This window comes from Nocardioides sp. (assembly GCF_025965415.1).
Taxonomy (GTDB): Bacteria; Actinomycetota; Actinomycetes; order Propionibacteriales; family Nocardioidaceae; genus Nocardioides.
On sequence record NZ_JAOPWY010000047.1, the window covers coordinates 1 to 18,608 of the forward strand.

The window sequence follows — 18,608 nt, forward strand, 5'->3', positions numbered from 1 at the left end:
CACCGGGCGGTGTCGTCCCACACCCACCGCGGCGTCGTGACCTCCCGCTCGCTCACGTAGGCCGGGAGGTCGGCCACCGCGACCTCACGCTCGACGTCACCGTCGACGACCAGCACGCGCTCGCCCGGCAGCCGCGAGAGCGAGACCCTGGTCATGGGCACACCCTGACATCCCCCGCTGACACCGGGTTTGCCGCGGCTCACCCGCGGGCAGCATCAGGTCATGACGTTCTGGGTGTGGTTCGGTGTCGTGGTCGCCCTGCTCGCGGTCGCCTACGTGGCGTCGGTCATCTGGTCCTACCGCCGCCAGAAGCGGCTCGTCGCGGGCGGTGACCCGTTGCGCTCGGCCCCGGAGCAGAGCGGCGGCATGCGGCTCGGCGTCGCCGAGTTCCACGCGAACCGGGTGCGCAAGCCCTAGGCCCGGTGCGGGCCCCGCGCACCGCGAAGCGGCTGCCGGTCAGACGGGATCGGTGAACGAGACCGGCTTGCCGGTGGCGCGGGCGTGGGCGATCTCCCGCCTCGTGGACTCCCCGACGTACCCGCCGGGGTTGACGACCAGGACGCGGTCGGCCAGGTCGATCTTGCTCAGGTGGAGGGCGTCGAGGGCGAGCTTCTGCTCCGGCGTGACCACCTCGTCCGCCTCGCCGGGCGCGACGACGATGACGCCGGCGAAGGTCAGGTCGCGGTTCGCGGCACGCATCTCGTCCACGAAGCGGGAGGACCCGCAGAGGCAGACGATCTCAGGCCGGTCGGGCACGGCTCGGTCCTCCGGGTCGAACGGGCGCGGTCATCGGTGCGTGCATGGACATGACGGGTGGCTCAGCGGAGCTCGTAGGCGCCGAGGTCGGTGCGACCCACCGTCGTACGGCGGACGAGCCCGGCCGGGTGGACGTACTCCCAGCGGGGCCGCCAGCGGCGCGGGACGGCGACGCCGCGGTCGACCGCGGGGGAGCCGGCCAGCAGGCGGAAGTCGTTGGCGGTCGCATCGACGAACCCGCTGGTGCCGACGCGCTTGTTGGCGCGGGCCGCGGCCGTCACGGGACCGGTGAGGTCGCCGGGCCCGACCAGCAGGTTGTTGCGGACCCGGGCGCGGCTGCCGTCGGCGAGGGTGACGAACGTGCCGGAGGTGCGCCGGTTGACGAAGGTGTTGTGGACCACCCAGAGCCGGTGGGAGGGGTTGCTGAGCCCCTCGGCGCCGTAGGAGACGAGGGTCGGGTTCTCCGAGCGCGGGCCCTGGACGACGACGTTGCCCGCGACCAGGGAGAGGCCGCCGTTGGGGAGGTCGATCGAGTAGCTCGCGGTCGCGTCGGCGTCGTCGATGCGGTTGGCGACGATGGTGTTGCGCGCCGCGCGCGACTTGAGCTCGTGGCCGACGTCGGCGCCCCACAGCCAGCTGCCCGTGACGGTGAGCGAGCGGACGGCACCGACGTAGAGGTTGTGGGTGTAGCCGTCTCCGGCGCCGCTGCGGAAGAACCGCGAGCGCCGGATGACGATGTCGCTGTCGGGGTCGGCGCCGGTGAGGATGCCGTTCTGGTTGTCGTGGAACCAGCTGCGGGTGACGGTGAGGTCGGTGCCCTCCTGCCGGATGCCGGCGCCGTTCTGGTCGGGCACCGTCGCGCCGCTGAACTCGATGCGGTCCACGCGCGCGCGGTCGCCGGCGATCACCCAGATCGCCTTGCCCTGGGCGTTCTGGCCGTCGGCGCGCAGGTGGGCGCGGCCCCCGACCCCGCGCAGGGTGAGGTCGTCCTGGGTCCAGGTGGCGACGTCACCGGCATAGGTGCCGGCGTCGATCAGGACGGTGTCGCCGTCGCCGGCCACCGCCGCGGCGGCACTGGGCGTGGTGAGGGCACGGGTCGGTCCGACCTGCCAGGTGCGCGGCCCGTCGTCGGCGTACGACGCCGTCGGCGCGGCGCCGGTGAGGAGGAGCAGCGCCGCGACGGCCGCGACCGGGAGCCGTGCGTGCACCTCAGCCGCCGAAGGCCGAGCCGCGGAGGTCGGTCTTGATCGCGTCGAGCCGTCCGGCTGCGGAGATCCGGGCCGCGTCGACGCCACCGTCCGCGTCGTCGCCGACCGGGACGACCACCTCGAGGTAGCACTTCACCTTGGGCTCGGTGCCGCTCGGTCGCACGATCACCCGCGCACCCTCGGCCAGGGTGTAGCGCAGGCCGTCGGTGGGCGGCAGCTGCGCCGAGCCCTCCGAGAGGTCCTCCATCCGCTCGACGGCGAGGCCGCCGAGGCTGGTCGGCGGGGTCGCACGCAGGCGGTCCATGGTCGCCGGGATGTCGGAGAGGTCGTCGAAGCGCACCGACAGCTGGTCGGTGGCGTGCAGGCCGAACTCGTGCGCGATGTCGTCCAGGATGTCGATGAGCCCACGGCCCGCGGCCTTCGCCTGGGCGGCGAGCTCGCACACGAGCAGCAGCGCGGAGACGCCGTCCTTGTCCTTCACGTGCTCGGGGTCGCAGCAGTAGCCCAGCGCCTCCTCGTAGCCGAAGGCCAGGTCCTCGACGCGACCGATCCACTTGAAGCCGGTGAGGGTCTCCTCGTGCGGCTGCCCGGCGGCCGCGGCCATCTTGCCGAGCAGGCTGGAGGACACGATCGAGTTGGCGTAGGTCCCGGTGCGCCCGCGGGCGAGCAGGTGGTGGGCCAGGAGGGCGCCCACCTCGTCGCCGCGGAGCATCCTCCAGCCGTGCGCGTCGGGGACAGCCACGGCGCAGCGGTCGGCGTCGGGGTCGTTGGCGACGACGATGTCGGCGCGCGTCTGCGCCGCCAGCGCCATCGCCAGGTCCATCGCGCCCGGCTCCTCGGGGTTGGGGAAGGCGACGGTCGGGAAGTCGGGGTCGGGGTGCTCCTGCTCCGCGACGATGTCGGGAGCGTCGAACCCGGCCGTCTCCAGCACCTGCGCGACCGTCGTACCTCCGACGCCGTGGAGAGGCGTGTAGACGATGCGGAGGTCGCGGGGCCCGTCCTCGGCGAGGCCCGCGGCGGTGTCGAGGTAGTTGTCGACGATCTCCTCGCCGACGAGCTTGCCGGCGTCGCCCCGGGGGAGGTCGGCGATCGGCCCGACCGCGGCGATGCGCCCGGCGATCTCGACGTCGGCCGGCGGCACGATCTGGCTGCCGTCGCCGAGGTAGACCTTGTAGCCGTTGTCCTCCGGAGGGTTGTGGCTGGCGGTGACCATCACGCCGGCGGCGCAGCCGAGCTCGCGGATCGCGAAGGCGAGCAGCGGGGTCGGCAGCGTGCGCGGCATCACGAGGGCCTTGAAGCCGGCGCCGGTCATGATCTCGGCGGTGTCGCGGGCGAAGACGTCGGAGTTGTGGCGGGCGTCGAAGCCGATCACCACGGAGCCGCCCCGGTGACCGGTGTCAGCGAGGTACGCCGCCAGGCCGGCCGCCGCGCGCGTGACCACGACCCGGTTCATCCGGTTGGGACCGGCCCCGAGCGCTCCGCGCAGGCCCGCGGTGCCGAACTCGAGGGTGCCGGCGAAGCGGTCGGCCAGGTCGGTCTGCTCGCCGCGCTCCGCGGCGGCGATCACCGACTCCAGCTCGGTGCGGGTCTGCTCGTCGGGGTCCTCTGCAGCCCACGCGCGGGCACACTCGAGCAGGGGGGTCAGATCGGTCATGGGCGCACGCTATCCCCCTCCGATGTCGGCGGGCGCTGGCAGGATCTGACCATGATCGATCACCTGGGCATCAACTGCACCGACCTGGCTCGGGCGGCGGCGTTCTACGACCGAGTGCTGGGTGTGCTCGGCCACCGCAGGGTCATGGACGTCGGCGTCGCCATCGGCTACGGCACCGAGGGGCCTGACTTCTGGATCAGCACCTTCGAGGGTGTCGGGCCCAATCGGGAGGTGCACGTCGCCTTCACCGCCCCCGACGCCGCGACGGTGCGGGCCTGGCACGCCGAGGCCGTGGCCGCCGGCGCCGAGTCGTTGCACGAGCCGCGGCTGTGGCCGGAGTACCACCCCGGCTACTACGGCGCCTTCGTCCGCGACACCGAGGGCAACAACATCGAGGCGGTCTGCCACACCGGCGACTCCTGACGTCCGGAGGCAGCGCGTGCGCGCGCCCCGATAGCGTGGTCGCGTGATCGCCCTCGTCCGCTCCGTCAACGCCGGCGCCCTGGCCGAGGTGCCCGGCATGCGGCGGCCCAGCGCCATCCGCAAGCACCCGGTCGACCGGATCGAGGTCCGTGACCCGGGGCCGAAGCGGGGCGGTCTCGGCAGCGGGGTGGTCGGTGACGAGATCGGGAGCCGCAAGCACCACGGCGGCGAGACCCAGGCGGTCTACGCCGTGGCCCGCGAGGAGATCGACTGGTGGGCCGAGCAGCTCGACCGCGAGCTGGCCGACGGGATGTTCGGCGAGAACCTCACCACGACCGGGCTCGACGTCGACGCCGCCGAGGTGGGCGAGCAGTGGCGTGTCGGCGACACCCTGCTCGAGGTGTGCGGACCACGGGTGCCGTGCGCGACCTTCGCCAAGCACATGGCCGAGCGCCGGTGGGTGAAGCGCTTCGCCGAGCGCGGGCGCACCGGCGCCTACCTCGCCGTCCGCGAGGCCGGCTCCATCGCGACGGGCGACCCGATCGAGGTCGTGCACCGTCCCGGGCACGGCCTCACCGTGCCGATGTTCTTCAGGGCCGCGATGGGCGACAAGGACCTGGCCGGAGTCTTCCTCCGGGCCGAGGTGCTGCCGCAGGTGGAGCACGACTGGCTGGCCTCGCGCCAGTGACGCCGCCCGGCGGTGCGTGAGACAGGTTGCGGGCCGGCCGAACCTGCCTGACGCACCGCTCGCAGCGCAAGGTCAGGAGAGAGCGGCGACCGCGGCGTCGTAGTCGGGCTCGACGCCGATGGCGTCGGTGAGCTGGGTGTGGAGCACGGTGCGGTCGGTGTCGAGGACGACGACCGCGCGGGCGAGCATGCCCTGCCAGCCGCCGTCGGCCATCGCGACGCCGTAGTCCTCACCGAAGGACGAGCGGAACGCCGAGCCGACCTCGACGTCGTCGATGCCCTCGGCGCCGCAGAACCGCGCCTGCGCCAGGGGAAGGTCCACCGAGACGTTGACGACGGTCGTGTTGTCCAGCCCGCCGGCGAGCTCGTTGAACTTGCGCACGCTCGCCTGGCACACGCCGGTGTCGATGCTCGGGAAGATGTTGAGGACGACGCGCCTGCCTGCGACGTCGGCGTCGGTGACCGGCTGGAACTTCAGTCCCACCAGGTCCCAGCCGGGTGCCTGCGAGCCGACCGCGGGGAGCTCGCCCACGGTGTTGACGGTGTTGTCGCCGAGTTGTGTGGTTGCCATGGCCACAATCTATCGACCGCCCCGCTGCCGCGCGCACCTAGAGTGCCGACATGGCTGCGCGCACCCGGACCACCGAGATCGTCGACGTCCTGCGAGATGCGTTCGCGCCGCTCATGCGGGCGGATCCGGTGGCCTTCCGGGCGAAGTACCGCAAGATGGCCAGTGACCCCCACGCGTTCTACCGGGGCACGGCGTGCCTGTTCTACAACGACGTCACGTCGGAGACCGACGACTGGTCGCGCCACGGTGCCGAGCGGATCTGGATCCACGGGGACCTCCACGTCGAGAACTTCGGCACCTACCTCAACTCCGACGGCCGCCTGGTCTTCGACATCAACGACTTCGACGAGGCGTACGTCGGCCGCTTCACGTGGGACCTCCAGCGGTTCGCCGCGAGCCTGGCGCTGGTGGCGTGGCAGAAGGCGCTCCCCGAGGACGCCATCCGCAAGCTCATCGCGCGCTACGCCCGCTCCTACCTCGCGCAGGTCAACCACTACGTCGCCTCCGACTCCGACGACGACTTCGAGATCCGGCTCGACAGCGCCGACGGGCCGGTGCTCGTCGCGCTGGAGGAGGCCCGCGCCATGCGGCGCGCCGACCTGCTCGACGGCATGACGGTGCTGACGAAGGGCGTACGCCGCTTCAGCGAGGACGGCAGCACCCGCCGGCTCCCGCGCGAGGAGCGGGCGGAGGTGGTGGCCGCCTTCCGCGCCTACCTCGACACGATCCCGCAGTCCAAGCGCTTCGACCGCGAGCTCTTCTACGAGCTGCGCGACGTCGTCGGGAAGTCCGGCTTCGGCATCGGCAGCGCCGGCCTGCCGGCGTACAACGTGCTGGTCGAGGGCTACAGCCAGGCCCTCGACAACGACGTGGTGCTGAGCATGAAGCAGGCCAACGTCCCCGCGCTCAGCCGGTTCGTCGACACCAGCGAGGTCGACGCCTACTTCGAGCACGAGGGGCATCGCACGGCCGTCAGCCAGCGCGCGCTCCAGGTGCACACCGACCCGCTGCTGGGGCACACCCGCGTCGGGGGCGTGGGCTACGTCGTCTCGGAGGTCTCGCCCTACGAGGTGGACCTCGACTGGGGTGAGATCAACGAGCCGGCCGACATGGGCGCCGTCGTCGAGCTGCTCGGTCGGGCCACCGCGAAGATCCACTGCGCCTCCGACGAGGACAGTGAGCAGGACCTCGTCGACTTCCAGGTCGAGGAGGCGATCGCCCGCTCGCTCGAGGGCCGGCGCAAGGACTACGTCTCCTGGCTCTGTGACTGGGGGATCGCCTACGCGGTGAAGGTCCGTGAGGACCACGCCCTCTTCGTGGACGCCTTCCGCGAGGGCCAGGTCGGGATCGCTGCCACCTAGGTCTGAAACCCAGGCGCCGTCCCGGCCCCCGCGTTGCCGGAGGTCTCAGGCGTCGATCGAGCCCATGTTGCCGTAGCGGTCGCCGACGACGGCGTCGCGCGGCACGGCCTGCTCGAGGGCGGCGAGGTCGTCGTCGGTGAGCTCGACGTCGGTGGCCCCGACGTTCTCCTCGAGGTAGCGCACCCGCTTGGTGCCGGGGATGGGCACGACGTCGTCGCCCTGCGCCAGCACCCAGGCGAGCGCGAGCTGGCCGGGCGTGCAGCCCTTGGCCGCGGCGATCTCGCGCACCTTCTCCACGAGGGCGAGGTTGGCGTCGAGCGCCTCGCCCTGGAAGCGGGGGAAGTACTCCGAGCGGCGCCGGTCCTGCTCGCCGTCGGCGCCGGTGTCCGCGGAGATCGCGCCGGTCAGCAGGCCGCGACCGAGCGGGGAGTAGGGCACGAGGCCGATGCCGAGCTCGCGGATGATCGGCAGGATCTCGTCCTCGAGGTCGCGGGTGAACAGCGAGTACTCCGTCTGGAGCGCGGTGATCGGGTGGACGCCGTGGGCCTTGCGGATGTTGGCCGCCGAGGCCTCCGAGAGCCCGAGGTGGCGGACCTTGCCGGCCTGGACGAGCTCGGCCATGGCGCCGACGGTCTCCTCGATCGGCACGGTCTTGTCGACGCGGTGCTGGTAGTAGAGGTCGATGTGGTCGACGCCGAGCCGCTGGAGCGAGGCGTCGCAGGCGGAGCGTACGTAGTCCGGGTGGCCGTTGATGCCGACCATGGTGCCGTCGGGGAGGCGCTCGTTGCCGAACTTGGTGGCGAGCTGGACCTCGTCGCGGCGCCCGGCGATGGCCTTGCCCACGAGCTTCTCGTTGGTGAAGGGGCCGTACATGTCGGCGGTGTCGAGGAACGTGACGCCGAGGTCCAGCGCCCGGTGGATGGTGTCGGTGCCGCCCTGCTCGTCGGGGGTGCCGTAGAACTCCGACATCCCCATGCAGCCGAGGCCGAGGGACGAGACGGTCAGGGAGCCGATCTGTCGCTTCTGGATGGTCATGTCCTCCACAGTGCTCCTTGGAGTGCACTCCAAGTCAAGGGGGCCTCACCCTTCGTCAGGGAGTGGGCGACACCGTGTTCTCGTAGAGCGCGATCTTGTGGTCGATGGCGCGCAGGTGGGAGCCGACCTCGGCCAGCTGGCGCTCGACGACCTCGCGGTGGGCGAGCAGGAGGGCGAGGCGCTCGGCCTCGTTGCCCGGCCCCTCGCGCACCAGGGCGGCATAGCGGCGTACGTCGCGGACCGGCATGCCGGTGGAGCGGAGCCGGGTGACCATCTCGATCCAGCGCAGGTCGTCGTCGGTGTAGCGGCGGTGGCCCGACGAGGCGCGCTCGACCGTGTGGAGGAGGAGCCCGTCGCGCTCGTAGTAGCGCAGGGTGTGGGCGGTCAGCCCGGTCTGCTCGGCCGCCTCGGCGATGCTCAGGCTCGTCACCCGCCCAGTGTCCGACTTGGAGTGCGCTCCAAGTCAAGGGGCGGCGCCGCTCCCGGTCAGCCCAGCGCGGGGCGGTGGAACCGGGCGAGCGCGAACGGGCCGCCGACGTGCTCGGCCTCGGCCTCGTCGTCGGGGCCGGCCCCGACCCGGTCGGCGAAGTCCTCGGCGTCGTCGAGCGGCTCGTAGCCCAGGCGGCGACCGGGCTCGAGGTCCCACCAGCCGCGGGTGTTGGCGCTGATGCCGTAGAGCACGGCGAAGCCGGGTGCGGGAGCGGTGAGCGCCGCCTCGACCATGCGTACGCCGTCGCCGTGCGACAGCCAGGTGGACAGGCCGCGCACGCTGGTCGGCTCCTCGAGGAAGGACCCGATCCGGCACGACACCGCGTCGATGCCGTGGCGGTCGGCGAAGAGCCGCAGCAAGGCCTCGGCCGCGACCTTGGCGACGCCGTAGTAGGTGTCGGGCCGGGGGAGGGCGCGCTCGGTGAGCTCGCCGTCCGCGCGCGGGGTGCGACCCACCGCATGGTTGGAGGAGGCGTAGACGATCCGCGGCACCCGGTGGGCGACCATCGCATCGAGCAGCGCCGCCGTCGTGACGACGTGGGAGGTGAGCTCGTCGGGCAGGGACAGCTCCTCCGGCGCACCGGCCAGGTGGACGACCGCGTCCAGCCGCTCCTCGGCGAACACCGCGGCGACCGCGTCGGGGTCGGCACAGTCGGCCTCGTGCCAGGCGAACGGCGTGCCCTCCGGGGCCGGCACCAGGTCGAGGCCGACGACGTCGTGGCCGTTCTCGAGCAGCCCGACCGTGATCACCCGGCCGAGGCTGCCCGCGGCTCCCGAGACCAGGACGCGCATCAGATCTTGGCGACGACCTGGCTGAGCAGGCCGCCCATCCGGCTCGCGGCCGCCCTGCCCGTCTCGAGGACCTCGGTGTGGTCGAGCGGCGCGCCGCTCAGGCCGGCGGCGAGGTTGGTGACCAGGCTGATGCCGAGGATCTCCATGCCGGCCTCGCGGGCGGCGATGGCCTCGAGCGTGGTGCTCATGCCGACGAGGTGGCCGCCGAGGACACCGGCCATCCGCACCTCGGCGGGCGTCTCGTAGTGGGGGCCGGGGAACTGGACGTAGACGCCCTCGTCGAGGCTCGGGTCGATCTCCTGGCACATCGCGCGCAGGCGCGGGCTGTAGAGGTCGGTGAGGTCGACGAAGTTGGCGCCGACGATCGGGCTCGTCGCGGTGAGATTGATGTGGTCGGAGATCAGCACCGGCTGGCCCGGCTCCCAGCCCGGCTTGAGACCGCCGCAGCCGTTGGTGAGGACGATCGCCGAGCAGCCGGCCGCGGCCGCCGTACGGATCGGGTGGACGACTGCCGCGACACCCTTGCCCTCGTAGAAGTGGGTGCGGGAGAGGAAGACCAGCAGGTTGCGGTCACCGTTCTTGATGGAGCGGATCTTGCCGCTGTGGCCGGCGACCGCGGCGGCGCTGAAGCCGGGCAGGTCGGTGGTGTCGATCTCGGCGGTGGCCTCGCCGAGGGCGTCGACGGCCGGCAGCCACCCGGACCCCAGCACCAGGGCGATGTCGTGTCGCTCGACACCGGTGAGCTCGGCGAGCTTGGCAGCGGCAGCGGAGGCGGCTTCGTACGGCGTCTGGTCGCTCATGGGCCGAACTCTAGGGCCAGCGGTCCGGGGCGGTGATCAGAGCCCGGTCGAGCGGCAGCTGCGGCGGCGCAGGGCGGCGACGTAGTCCTCGGGGGCCCCGGCGGCATCGGCCGCGTCGGCGAGGACGCCGAGGTAGGACGCGGACGGCAGGCCGCCCTCGTAGGCGTCGAGGACGTAGGCCCACACGACGACCTCACCCGTCATGGTCGACACCCGCACCTTGGTCTTGCGGTAGAGGCCGGTGTCGGCGGACTCCCAGCCGTCGAGCGCGCGCTCGTCCTCGGGCGTGACGTCGTAGACCGCGACGAAGACCTGCTCGAAGGGGTCCTGGACGATCGTGGACAGTGCTCCGTCCCAGCCGTGCTCCTCGCCGCCGAACGTCATCCGCCACCCCGTCAGCCAGCCCGTGGACTGGAGGATCGAGTGCGGGCAGCGCTCGCTCATGCGGGCGGGATCGAGGTTCGTCCCGTAGGCGGCGTAGAGCGTCACGGGCCACAGGCTACCGAGCCCGGACCTCGGGTGGTCTCGGCGCGAGGTGGACAACTACGCTGGGAGCGTGACCGACTCGCATTTCGACACCCTCGTCCTCGGCGCCGGCCCCGGTGGCTACGTCGCCGCGATCCGCGCAGCCCAGCTCGGCCAGAAGGTGGCCGTGGTGGAGGAGAAGTACTGGGGAGGTGTCTGCCTCAACGTCGGCTGCATCCCCTCCAAGGCGCTGCTCAAGAACGCCGAGCTGGCGCACACGCTCCAGCACGAGAAGGCGAAGTTCGGCATCGAGGGCGACGCCACCATGGCTTTCGGCCCGACCCACAAGCGCAGCCGCGACGTGAGCGCCGGCATCGTCAAGGGCGTCCACTTCCTGATGAAGAAGAACAAGATCACCGAGATCGACGGCTGGGGCACCCTCACCGGTCCGACCGGGATCGACGTCGAGAAGGACGGCAACAAGGCGTCCTACACGTTCGACAACCTGATCATCGCCGCCGGCGCTACCGTGCGTCTGGTGCCGGGCGTCGAGCTCAGCGAGAACGTCGTCACCTACGAGTAGCAGATCCTCAACGACCAGCTGCCCGAGTCGATCATCATCGGCGGCTCCGGTGCGATCGGCGTCGAGTTCGCCTACGTCATGGCCAACTTCGGCGTCGACGTGACGATCGTGGAGTTCCTCGACCGGATGGTCCCGACCGAGGACGCCGACATCTCCAAGGAGCTCGCCAAGCACTACAAGAAGCTCGGCGTGAAGGTGCTCACCTCGACCGCGGTCAAGAAGGTGGAGGACACCGGCTCCGGCGTCAAGGTCACCGTCGCCCCGGCGGCGGGAGGCGACGAGCAGGTGCTCGAGGCCGGCAAGTTCCTCGCCGCCTTCGGCTTCGCCCCGCGCACGAAGGGCTACGGCCTGGAGAACACGGGCGTGAGCGTCTCCGAGCGCGGCGCGATCGAGATCGACGACTTCGGTCGCACCAACGTCGACCACGTGTACGCCATCGGCGACTGCACCGGGAAGATGATGCTCGCCCACGTCGCCGAGGCGATGGGCATCGTGGCCGCCGAGACGATCAACGGGGCCGAGACCATGCCGGTCGCGTTCGACTTCGTCCCGCGCGCGACCTACTGCAACCCGCAGATCGCGTCGTTCGGCTACAGCGAGGCGCAGGCCAAGGAGAGGGGCTACGACGTGAAGACGGCGTCGTTCCCCTTCAGCGCCAACGGCAAGGCGATGGGCCTGGGCGAGCCGATCGGCTTCGTGAAGGTGGTCGCCGACGCCGAGCACAACGAGATCATCGGCGCGCACATGATCGGCCCCAGCGTGACCGAGCTCCTGCCGGTGCTGACCCTGGCCCAGCACTGGGACCTCACCGCCGACGAGGTGGCCCGCAACGTCTTCGCGCACCCGACCCTGGGTGAGGCCGTCAAGGAGGCCGTCCACGGCATCGCCGGCCACATGATCAACTTCTGATGGTCGACCACATCGTCATCGTCGGTGGCGGACCCGGCGGCTACGAGGCCGCGCACGTCGCGGCACAGCTCGGCGCCGAGGTCACGATCGTCGACACCGACGGCGTGGGTGGCTCCGCGGTGCTCACCGACTGCGTGCCGAGCAAGACGCTGATCGCGACGGCCGAGCTGATGACGGACATGTCGACGGCGCAGGAGCTCGGGGTCAACTTCCACGACCACCAGGGCGACGCCGCGACGACCATCTCGGTGGACCTGGCGCGGGTCAACGCGCGCGTCAAGCAGCTCGCGGCCGACCAGTCGACCGACATCGCGGCCCGCCTCGACCGGGACGGCGTACGCGTCCTGACCGGTCGCGGCCGCCTCGGGCGGGACCTCACGGTCACCGTCAGCGGTGCCGACGGCGAGGAGACCCTGCAGGCCGACGCGATCATCGTGGCGACGGGCGCGGCGCCGCGCACGCTGCCGTCGGCCCAGCCCGACGGCGAGCGGATCCTCACCTGGGAGCAGGTCTACGACCTCACCGAGGTGCCGGAGAAGCTGATCGTGGTCGGCTCGGGCGTCACCGGCGCCGAGTTCGCCAGCGCCTACCTCTCGCTCGGCATCGACGTCACCCTGGTCAGCAGCCGCGACCGGGTGCTGCCCGGTGAGGACGCCGACGCGTCGGCGGTGCTCGAGGACGTGCTCACCCGCCGAGGCATGCACGTGCTCGGCCAGTCGCGCATGCAGTCGGTGACCCGTGAGGGCGACACCGTGACCGTGACCCTCACCGATGGCCGTACGGTCACCGGCAGCCACTGCATCCTCGCGCTGGGCTCGATCCCCAACACCGCCGACCTGGGCCTCGAGGAGGCGGGGGTGGCCACAGGTGAGGGCGGCTTCATCACCGTCGACCGGGTGTCGCGGACCTCGGCGCGCGGCATCTACGCCGCCGGCGACTGCACCGGCGTGCTGATGCTGGCCTCGGTCGCGGCCATGCAGGGCCGGATCGCGATGTGGCACTTCCTGGGTGACGCGGTCGCACCGCTCGACCTCAAGAAGGTCTCCTCCAACGTCTTCACCTCGCCCGAGATCGCCACGGTCGGCTGGTCGCAGCAGGCCGTCGACGCCGGCGAGATCACCGCCGAGGTCGTCATGCTCCCGCTGGCCGGCAACGCCCGGGCCAAGATGCAGGGCGTGCGCGACGGCTTCGTGAAGCTGTTCTGCCGTCCCGGCACGGGCATCGTGGTCGGGGGAGTGGTCGTCGGACCGCGCGCCTCCGAGCTGATCCACCCGGTGTCGATCGCAGTGGCGGAGTCGCTCACGGCGGACCAGCTGGCGCACGCCTTCACCGTCTACCCCTCGATGAGCGGCTCGATCGCCGAGGCCGCGCGCCGGTTGCACCGGGTCTGAGTCAGCCGCCGTAGCCGGTGTTGCTCCCACCGGTGGTCTGGTTGAGGTAGACCTGGGCCAGGTTCTGCTGGCCGTGGACGCCGTGGCCGGCCGACTTCGCCAGCTGCGCGCCCGCGTCGATCGCGCCGCTCACGCTGCCGGCGAGGTGCCACGGCCCAGCGGTCGCGCGGTGGTAGCGCGCATCGGCGACGACCTGCTCGATGGTGATGACGTCCTCGGCGGTCTCGCTGGCGGTGAGGAGCTGCTTGGCCTGGTCGTAGCTCTCCAGCGCGCGCCGGTAGTGGTCGTGCGCCGTCGCGTCGAGGTCGTCGCCCAGGGTGTCGACGTGGAGCTCGGCCACCTGCTCGCCGAGCACGGTGACGTCCTCGTCCATCAGCTTGCGCGCGACGCGCCAGCGGTCCTTGGCGGCGAGCTCTTCCTCGCGCCGTCGCCTGCGTCCCCCGAACATGTCGCGAGTCTCGCACGCCCGCCGGACGGCGTACGAGGTCCGCTGCGGAGGTTCGCCGAGCGCCTGTACGCTCAGTGGTTCTGTTCGTCGATTCTCGGGGGAGAGCCCACACCATGCTCCGTACACGCCCAGCCCGGCTGCTGCTCGCCGTCCTCGCGAGCGCGCTGCTGCTGCCCGTCCTGCCCGCCGACGCCGCTTCCCACGCGGAGCCGCGCACGAAGGTCGAGACGTGGGCGACCCCTGGCAGCACCGCGATCACGCTGACCGGGCACGGCTACGGGCACGGCCACGGCCTCTCGCAGTACGGCGCGCTGGGTGCGGCCCAGCAGGGGCTGACGTGGCAGCAGATCGACGAGTTCTACTACCCCGGCACGACGTGGGGAGCCATCGGCGGCAAGGTCCGCGTGCTGATCACGGCCGACACCGGACGCGACGTGCAGGTGGTCGCCGAGCGTGGTCTCAAGGTCACCAGCCTCGCGCGCACGCGCTCCTGGCGGCTCCCGCCGCTCGCGGCGAAGAAGTGGCGGCTGGTGGCGGCCGGCAGCGACACCGCGGTGCAGTGGACCAAGGGTCCGCGCTGGAGGACCTGGAAGAAGGTCCCGGGCGAGGCGGAGTTCTCCTCCGTCGACGGCCTCCTGACCCTGGTGCTGCCCGGCACCCGGCGCGACTACCGCGGCACCCTCCAGTCGGTGGCGCCGCGCCAGGGCAAGCGCCAGACCGTCAACCGGCTCAGCATGGAGGCCTACCTCCGCGGCGTCGTGCCGCAGGAGGTCCCCGCGCTGTGGGAGCCGGCCGCGGTCAGCGCGCAGTCGGTCGCCGCCCGCACCTACGCCGCGTTCGAGCGCTCCCACCCCACGGCTGCCCACTACGACCTCTGCGACACCACGCAGTGCCAGGTCTACGGCGGCGCCGACGTCGAGCACCCGGCCGCGACGGCCGCGATCCAGGCCACGTCCAAGCAGGGTCTCTACTACGACGGCCGCCCCGCCTTCACCCAGTTCTCCGCGAGCAACGGCGGCTTCTCCTCGGCCGGCTCGATGCCCTACCTCGTCGCGCAGGCCGACCCCTACGACGGGCTCGCCAACCCCACGTACTCCACCTGGACCGAGACGATCGATGACACGCAGGTCGAGGCGCACTGGCCCGCGATCGGCGACCTGACCAGCATCGAGGTCACCACCCGCGACGGCAACGGCGACTGGGGCGGCCGGGTCACCGACATGGCCTTCATCGGCACGACGGGCACGGCCCGCGTCGACGGTGACACCGTCCGGTCCTACTTCGGGCTCAACTCCGACTGGTTCACCTTCTCGGTCGTGCCACGGCAGAAGGGACAGGTCCGCCAGTGATCGGTCCACGACGGCTGGCCGTGCTCCTCGCGGCCCTCGCCCTCGCCGCCGGCTGCCAGGCCGGTGAGGCGACCGACAGCGGCGCCCCGCTTCCGGACCTCACCGTCGAGACCGAGGCCACCTCGACCATCGACTACGTCGCGATGGGCGACTCCTTCTCGGCCGGGCCGTTCATCGGCACGATGCGCACCGACCCGACCGGGTGTGCGCGCTCGCGCGACAACTACCCCGCCTTCCTCGCCGACTGGCTCGACGTCGCGAGCTACACCGACGTCACCTGCTCGGCCGCCGTCACCGCGGACCTCTACGACCGGATGCTGATGTTCGACGGCAAGACCACGGCCCCGCAGCTCGACGCGCTCTCCGCCGGCACCGACCTCGTGACCCTTGGCATGGGCGGCAACGACTTCGCGATCTACGACTCGCTGATCAAGTGCCAGGACGGCGCCCCCTGCCCCGTCGACGACCTGAGGGCGTCTGCCCGCAAGGTCGCCGGCCGGATCGAGCAGGCGGTGACCCGCATCCGGGATGTGGCGCCGGCGGCCACGGTCTACGTCGTGGGCTATCCCGACATCCTGCCGACCGAGGGCACCTGCCGCGCGGTCGGCGTGACGGCCGACGTGCTGGGTCCGGTCGCCGAGATCGCCGGTCTGCTCAACGACTCGCTGCGCACGGGGGCGACGGCGGCAGGAGCGTCGTACGTCGACATGGAGGGGGTCTCCGAGGGGCACGACGTGTGCGCCAAGGGCCGGGCGTGGGTCAACGGGCCGCGTTTCAGGGCCGGCATCGCGGCACCCTTCCACCCGAAGATCAACGGCATGCGGGCCGTCGCCGCGGAGGTCTACGCGACGATCACCGGCGAGGAGCCGGAGGTCACCGAGTACGCCGAGCCGGATCCCGATGTCGTGGTGCTCAACCAGTAGTCGCTCTCCTCGCGAGGCATCCGTCCCGGGTGAGTCGGCGCGCACTCCCGACGCCATGGGTGACCACCTGCGGATCCGGGCCGTCGCGGTGCAGGTGACCCCGGCCGGGAGCACACTGGGTTGATGCGACCCGTGCTCGCGCTGCTCCTGTCCTGCGTGCTGGTCTCCGGCTGCGCCGAGGACTCCTCCGACGAACGCCCGACCGCCACTCCGCAGACGAGCGTCGCACCCGTGACCGAGCCGGCCGCCGACCTCCATGTCGAGTGCGCCGGCGACGGGAGCCCGACCGTCGTGCTCATCGCCGGCCTGAACACGTCGGGGGACACCTTCCGCGACCTGCGCTCGCGGCTGTCGGGAACCGCCCGCACGTGCTTCTACGACCGCGCCGGCATCGGGGACAGCCCGCCACTGCCCGACGAGGCGCCCGATCCGTCGCCGGGCTCCGCGGCCGCCGACCTGCGGGCCGCGCTGGCGGCCGAGGGCCTCGAGCCGCCGTACGTCGTGCTCGGCTGGTCCTACGGCGGACTGGTCGCGCAGGCCTGGGCCACCGAGTTCCCCGAGGACCTCGCCGGAGTGGTGCTGGAGGACCCGTCGGTGCGCGAGCAGTTCACCGCCGCGGCGCTCGCGGACCCGTCCATCGACTGGGCGGAGGGTGGCCGCAGCGTCGACCGGGACGCGCTGGTGGACGAGCTGGCCCGCATCGACCTCGGCGACCTGCCCGTGGTCGTCTTGAGCCAGGACGCCCGCGGCGGCTGGGTCGCACCGTGGTACCGCAGCCACGACCGCCTCGCCCGCGTCAGCACCGACGGCGTGCACGCCGTCGGCCTCGGCTCGGGACACGCGATGCACGAGGACGTGCCGCGGCTCGTGGCCGCGGCCGTCGAGGCGGTCTGGTCGGCGGCGTCGGCCGGCACCGGCCTCCCCGCCTGCCGGACGGTGTTCCGGGGCGAGCGGGTGCGCTGCCGGGTCTAGCCGATCACCAGCACCAGGTCGCCGCCCTCGACGCCCTGCGTGGTGCGCACGGCGAGGCGGCTCACGGTGCCCGCGACCGGTGCGGTGATCGAGGCCTCCATCTTCATCGCCTCGATGGTCGCGACCGTCTGACCGGCCTCGACCGTGTCGCCCTCGGCGACGGTCACGGTCACCGCGCCGTCGTACGGCGCCGCGACCTGGCCGGTGACCTGGGGGTCGGCCTTCTCGGTCGAGGCCACCTCGGCGGACACGCTGCGGTCGCGCACCGACACCGGCCGGAGCTGGCCGTCGATGGTCGCCATGACGTTGCGCAGGCCGCGCTCGTCGGGCTCGCTGATCGCCTCGAGCCCGAAGAGGACCTGCTTGCCCTCGCGCAGCTCGACCGGGTGCTCGCCGCCACGCCGCAGGCCGTAGAGGTAGTCGATGGTCGGCAGCACCGACAGGTCGCCGTACTGCTCGCGCGACTCGAGGAACGCCGCCGTCGGGCCGGGGAAGAGCAGCTCGTTGAGGGTCCCGCGCCGGTCGGCGGCCAGGCCTGACTGCTGCTCGGCCGTGAGGCTCTCGCTCGCCTGCTTCCAGGCGCGACCCGCGAGGGCCTTGGTGCGGAACGGCTCCGGCCAGCCGCCGGGCGGGTCACCGAGCTCACCGTTGAGGAAGCCGATGACCGAGTCGGGGATGTCGTACGACGCGGGGTCGGCCTCGAACGCCTGAGGGTCGGCGCCGGCCGCGACGAGGGCGAGGGCGAGGTCGCCGACGACCTTGGAGGACGGCGTCACCTTCACGACGTTGCCGAGGATGTCGTTGGCCGCGGCGTACATGTCCTCGACCTGCTCGAACTTCTCCCCGAGGCCCAGCGCGATCGCCTGCTGGCGCAGGTTGGACAGCTGGCCGCCCGGGATCTCGTGGCGGTAGACCCGACCGGTGGGGGCGGGCAGGCCCGACTCGAACGGCGCGTAGACCCGGCGGGTGGCCTCCCAGTAGGGCTCGAGGGCGTTGACGGCCGCCAGCGACAGGCCGGTCTCCCGGTCGGAGTGGTCGGTCGCGGAGACCAGCGCCGACAGCGCGGGCTGCGAGGTGGTGCCGGCCATCGCCGCGCAGGCGGCGTCGACGGCGTCGACCCCGGCCTCGATCGCCGCGGTGAGCGTGGCCAGCTGGCCGCCGGGGGTGTCGTGGGTGTGGAGGTGGACGGGGAGGTCGAAGCGCTCGCGCAGCGCGCTGACCAGGGTGCGCGCGGCAGGGGCACGCAGCAGCCCGGCCATGTCCTTGATCGCCAGCACGTGGGCGCCGGCGTCGACGATCTGCTCGGCCAGGTGGAGGTAGTAGTCGAGCGTGTAGAGCTTCTCCGTGGGCGAGGACAGGTCGCCGGTGTAGCAGAGCGCCACCTCGGCCACCGAGGTCCCGGTCGCGCGGACGGCGTCGATGGCCGGGCGCATCTGCGAGACGTCGTTGAGGGCGTCGAAGATCCGGAACACGTCGATGCCGGTCGCCGCGGCCTCGTGCACGAACGCCTCGGTCACCTCGGTGGGGTACGGCGTGTAGCCGACGGTGTTGCGCCCGCGCAGCAGCATCTGCAGGCCGATGTTGGGGATCGCCTCGCGCAGGGCGGCCAGCCGCTCCCACGGGTCCTCGGAGAGGAAGCGCAGCGCCACGTCGTACGTCGCCCCGCCCCAGCACTCGACCGACCACAGCTCCGGGGTGGTGCGGGCGACGTGGTCGGCCACGGCGACCAGGTCGCGGGTGCGGACGCGGGTGGCCAGCAGCGACTGGTGGGCGTCGCGGAAGGTGGTGTCGG

19 protein-coding genes and 1 pseudogene are annotated in these 18,608 nt (G+C 72.1%); 9 read left to right on the forward strand and 11 right to left on the reverse strand.

Features of this window, described 5'->3' with window-relative positions:
• Positions 1-222: 222 nt before the first annotated feature.
• Positions 223-417: a hypothetical protein gene (locus tag JWN97_RS05570; protein WP_297619579.1), complete on the forward strand. Its 195-nt coding sequence runs from the start codon at positions 223-225 to the stop codon at positions 415-417.
• A gap of 39 nt (positions 418-456) precedes the next feature.
• On the opposite strand, the gene JWN97_RS05575 is transcribed toward JWN97_RS05570, so the two are convergent.
• The 3 genes from JWN97_RS05575 to JWN97_RS05585 form a co-directional block, all read right to left on the reverse strand.
• Positions 457-756 (reverse strand): hypothetical protein, encoded by a 300-nt coding sequence (locus tag JWN97_RS05575; protein ID WP_297619581.1) that lies wholly within the window; start codon positions 754-756, stop codon positions 457-459.
• A gap of 62 nt (positions 757-818) precedes the next feature.
• Positions 819-1,964, reverse strand: a complete 1,146-nt coding sequence (locus JWN97_RS05580; RefSeq protein ID WP_297619585.1) for a right-handed parallel beta-helix repeat-containing protein — start codon at positions 1,962-1,964, stop codon at positions 819-821.
• A gap of 1 nt (position 1,965) precedes the next feature.
• On the reverse strand, positions 1,966-3,618 hold the full coding sequence (locus tag JWN97_RS05585) for a phospho-sugar mutase (RefSeq protein ID WP_297619588.1): 1,653 nt from the start codon (positions 3,616-3,618) through the stop codon (positions 1,966-1,968).
• A 51-nt stretch (positions 3,619-3,669) separates the two neighbouring features.
• On the opposite strand from JWN97_RS05585, the gene JWN97_RS05590 reads away from it, so the two are divergent.
• Together JWN97_RS05590 and JWN97_RS05595 are read left to right on the forward strand one after the other, a co-directional pair.
• The gene (locus JWN97_RS05590; protein ID WP_297619591.1) at positions 3,670-4,041 is read left to right on the forward strand and encodes a VOC family protein; all 372 of its coding nucleotides are present in this window, start codon (positions 3,670-3,672) and stop codon (positions 4,039-4,041) included.
• 43 nt (positions 4,042-4,084) lie between these two features.
• The gene (locus tag JWN97_RS05595) at positions 4,085-4,729 is read left to right on the forward strand and encodes an MOSC domain-containing protein (RefSeq protein ID WP_297619594.1); all 645 of its coding nucleotides are present in this window, start codon (positions 4,085-4,087) and stop codon (positions 4,727-4,729) included.
• Between the two features lie 72 nt (positions 4,730-4,801).
• Here the strand turns inward: JWN97_RS05595 and tpx are convergent, their stop codons facing one another.
• Entirely contained in the window at positions 4,802-5,299 is a 498-nt protein-coding gene (gene tpx, locus JWN97_RS05600; RefSeq protein ID WP_297619597.1) for a thiol peroxidase, read from the reverse strand.
• A 50-nt stretch (positions 5,300-5,349) separates the two neighbouring features.
• Between tpx and JWN97_RS05605 the strand changes: the two genes are divergently transcribed.
• Positions 5,350-6,660, forward strand: coding sequence for a DUF2252 domain-containing protein (locus JWN97_RS05605; protein WP_297619600.1), 1,311 nt, complete (start codon positions 5,350-5,352; stop codon positions 6,658-6,660).
• Between the two features lie 45 nt (positions 6,661-6,705).
• On the opposite strand, the gene JWN97_RS05610 is transcribed toward JWN97_RS05605, so the two are convergent.
• From JWN97_RS05610 to JWN97_RS05630, 5 genes are read right to left on the reverse strand one after another with little or no spacing between them, the layout of a single operon-like run.
• The gene (locus tag JWN97_RS05610) at positions 6,706-7,695 is read right to left on the reverse strand and encodes an aldo/keto reductase (protein WP_297619610.1); all 990 of its coding nucleotides are present in this window, start codon (positions 7,693-7,695) and stop codon (positions 6,706-6,708) included.
• A gap of 55 nt (positions 7,696-7,750) precedes the next feature.
• Complete coding sequence (locus tag JWN97_RS05615; protein WP_297619613.1) at positions 7,751-8,125, reverse strand: MerR family transcriptional regulator; 375 nt, start codon at positions 8,123-8,125, stop codon at positions 7,751-7,753.
• Positions 8,126-8,181: 56 nt separating this feature from the next.
• A complete protein-coding gene (locus tag JWN97_RS05620; protein ID WP_297619616.1) occupies positions 8,182-8,976 on the reverse strand; it encodes an NAD(P)-dependent oxidoreductase in 795 nt (264 codons plus the stop codon).
• A complete protein-coding gene (locus JWN97_RS05625; protein WP_297619619.1) occupies positions 8,976-9,776 on the reverse strand; it encodes a purine-nucleoside phosphorylase in 801 nt (266 codons plus the stop codon). Before JWN97_RS05625 ends, JWN97_RS05620 begins: the two co-directional genes overlap by 1 nt.
• Positions 9,777-9,812: 36 nt before the next feature.
• Positions 9,813-10,265 (reverse strand): gamma-glutamylcyclotransferase, encoded by a 453-nt coding sequence (locus JWN97_RS05630; RefSeq protein WP_297619621.1) that lies wholly within the window; start codon positions 10,263-10,265, stop codon positions 9,813-9,815.
• Positions 10,266-10,332: 67 nt separating this feature from the next.
• Here JWN97_RS05630 and lpdA point away from each other — a divergent pair.
• Together lpdA and JWN97_RS05640 are read left to right on the forward strand one after the other, a co-directional pair.
• Positions 10,333-11,733, forward strand: a pseudogene (gene lpdA / locus JWN97_RS05635) (dihydrolipoyl dehydrogenase).
• Positions 11,733-13,124, forward strand: a complete 1,392-nt coding sequence (locus JWN97_RS05640) for an NAD(P)H-quinone dehydrogenase (RefSeq protein ID WP_297619624.1) — start codon at positions 11,733-11,735, stop codon at positions 13,122-13,124. The pseudogene lpdA and the gene JWN97_RS05640 overlap by 1 nt, the downstream one beginning before the upstream one ends.
• 1 nt (position 13,125) lies before the next feature.
• Here JWN97_RS05640 and JWN97_RS05645 read toward each other — a convergent pair whose 3' ends face one another.
• Positions 13,126-13,572 carry a hypothetical protein gene (locus JWN97_RS05645; protein ID WP_297619627.1) on the reverse strand — a complete coding sequence of 149 codons (447 nt, stop codon included), beginning with the start codon at positions 13,570-13,572 and terminating at the stop codon, positions 13,126-13,128.
• Between the two features lie 113 nt (positions 13,573-13,685).
• Between JWN97_RS05645 and JWN97_RS05650 the strand changes: the two genes are divergently transcribed.
• The 3 genes from JWN97_RS05650 to JWN97_RS05660 all read left to right on the forward strand — a co-directional run bounded on the left by JWN97_RS05650 (position 13,686) and on the right by JWN97_RS05660 (position 16,816).
• Positions 13,686-14,921, forward strand: coding sequence for a SpoIID/LytB domain-containing protein (locus JWN97_RS05650; RefSeq protein ID WP_297619631.1), 1,236 nt, complete (start codon positions 13,686-13,688; stop codon positions 14,919-14,921).
• On the forward strand, positions 14,918-15,844 hold the full coding sequence (locus JWN97_RS05655; RefSeq protein ID WP_297619634.1) for an SGNH/GDSL hydrolase family protein: 927 nt from the start codon (positions 14,918-14,920) through the stop codon (positions 15,842-15,844). The genes JWN97_RS05650 and JWN97_RS05655 overlap by 4 nt, the downstream gene beginning before the upstream one ends.
• A gap of 123 nt (positions 15,845-15,967) precedes the next feature.
• Positions 15,968-16,816, forward strand: a complete 849-nt coding sequence (locus JWN97_RS05660) for an alpha/beta hydrolase (protein WP_297619638.1) — start codon at positions 15,968-15,970, stop codon at positions 16,814-16,816.
• Here the strand turns inward: JWN97_RS05660 and JWN97_RS05665 are convergent.
• On the reverse strand, positions 16,813-18,608 hold a 1,796-nt coding region (locus tag JWN97_RS05665; protein ID WP_297619641.1), incomplete at its 5' end, for a pyruvate carboxylase subunit B. The genes JWN97_RS05660 and JWN97_RS05665 overlap by 4 nt on opposite strands.

Coding starts and splice junctions, on each gene's coding strand:
- JWN97_RS05570 (WP_297619579.1), top strand. CDS start 223: ATGACGTTCTGGGTGTGGTTCGGTGTCGTGGTCGCCCTGCTCGCGGTC.
- JWN97_RS05585 (WP_297619588.1), bottom strand. CDS start 3,618: ATGACCGATCTGACCCCCCTGCTCGAGTGTGCCCGCGCGTGGGCTGCA.
- JWN97_RS05590 (WP_297619591.1), top strand. CDS start 3,670: ATGATCGATCACCTGGGCATCAACTGCACCGACCTGGCTCGGGCGGCG.
- tpx (WP_297619597.1), bottom strand. CDS start 5,299: ATGGCAACCACACAACTCGGCGACAACACCGTCAACACCGTGGGCGAG.
- JWN97_RS05605 (WP_297619600.1), top strand. CDS start 5,350: ATGGCTGCGCGCACCCGGACCACCGAGATCGTCGACGTCCTGCGAGAT.
- JWN97_RS05610 (WP_297619610.1), bottom strand. CDS start 7,695: ATGACCATCCAGAAGCGACAGATCGGCTCCCTGACCGTCTCGTCCCTC.
- JWN97_RS05620 (WP_297619616.1), bottom strand. CDS start 8,976: ATGCGCGTCCTGGTCTCGGGAGCCGCGGGCAGCCTCGGCCGGGTGATC.
- JWN97_RS05625 (WP_297619619.1), bottom strand. CDS start 9,776: ATGAGCGACCAGACGCCGTACGAAGCCGCCTCCGCTGCCGCTGCCAAG.
- JWN97_RS05640 (WP_297619624.1), top strand. CDS start 11,733: ATGGTCGACCACATCGTCATCGTCGGTGGCGGACCCGGCGGCTACGAG.
- JWN97_RS05645 (WP_297619627.1), bottom strand. CDS start 13,572: ATGTTCGGGGGACGCAGGCGACGGCGCGAGGAAGAGCTCGCCGCCAAG.
- JWN97_RS05650 (WP_297619631.1), top strand. CDS start 13,686: ATGCTCCGTACACGCCCAGCCCGGCTGCTGCTCGCCGTCCTCGCGAGC.
- JWN97_RS05660 (WP_297619638.1), top strand. CDS start 15,968: ATGCGACCCGTGCTCGCGCTGCTCCTGTCCTGCGTGCTGGTCTCCGGC.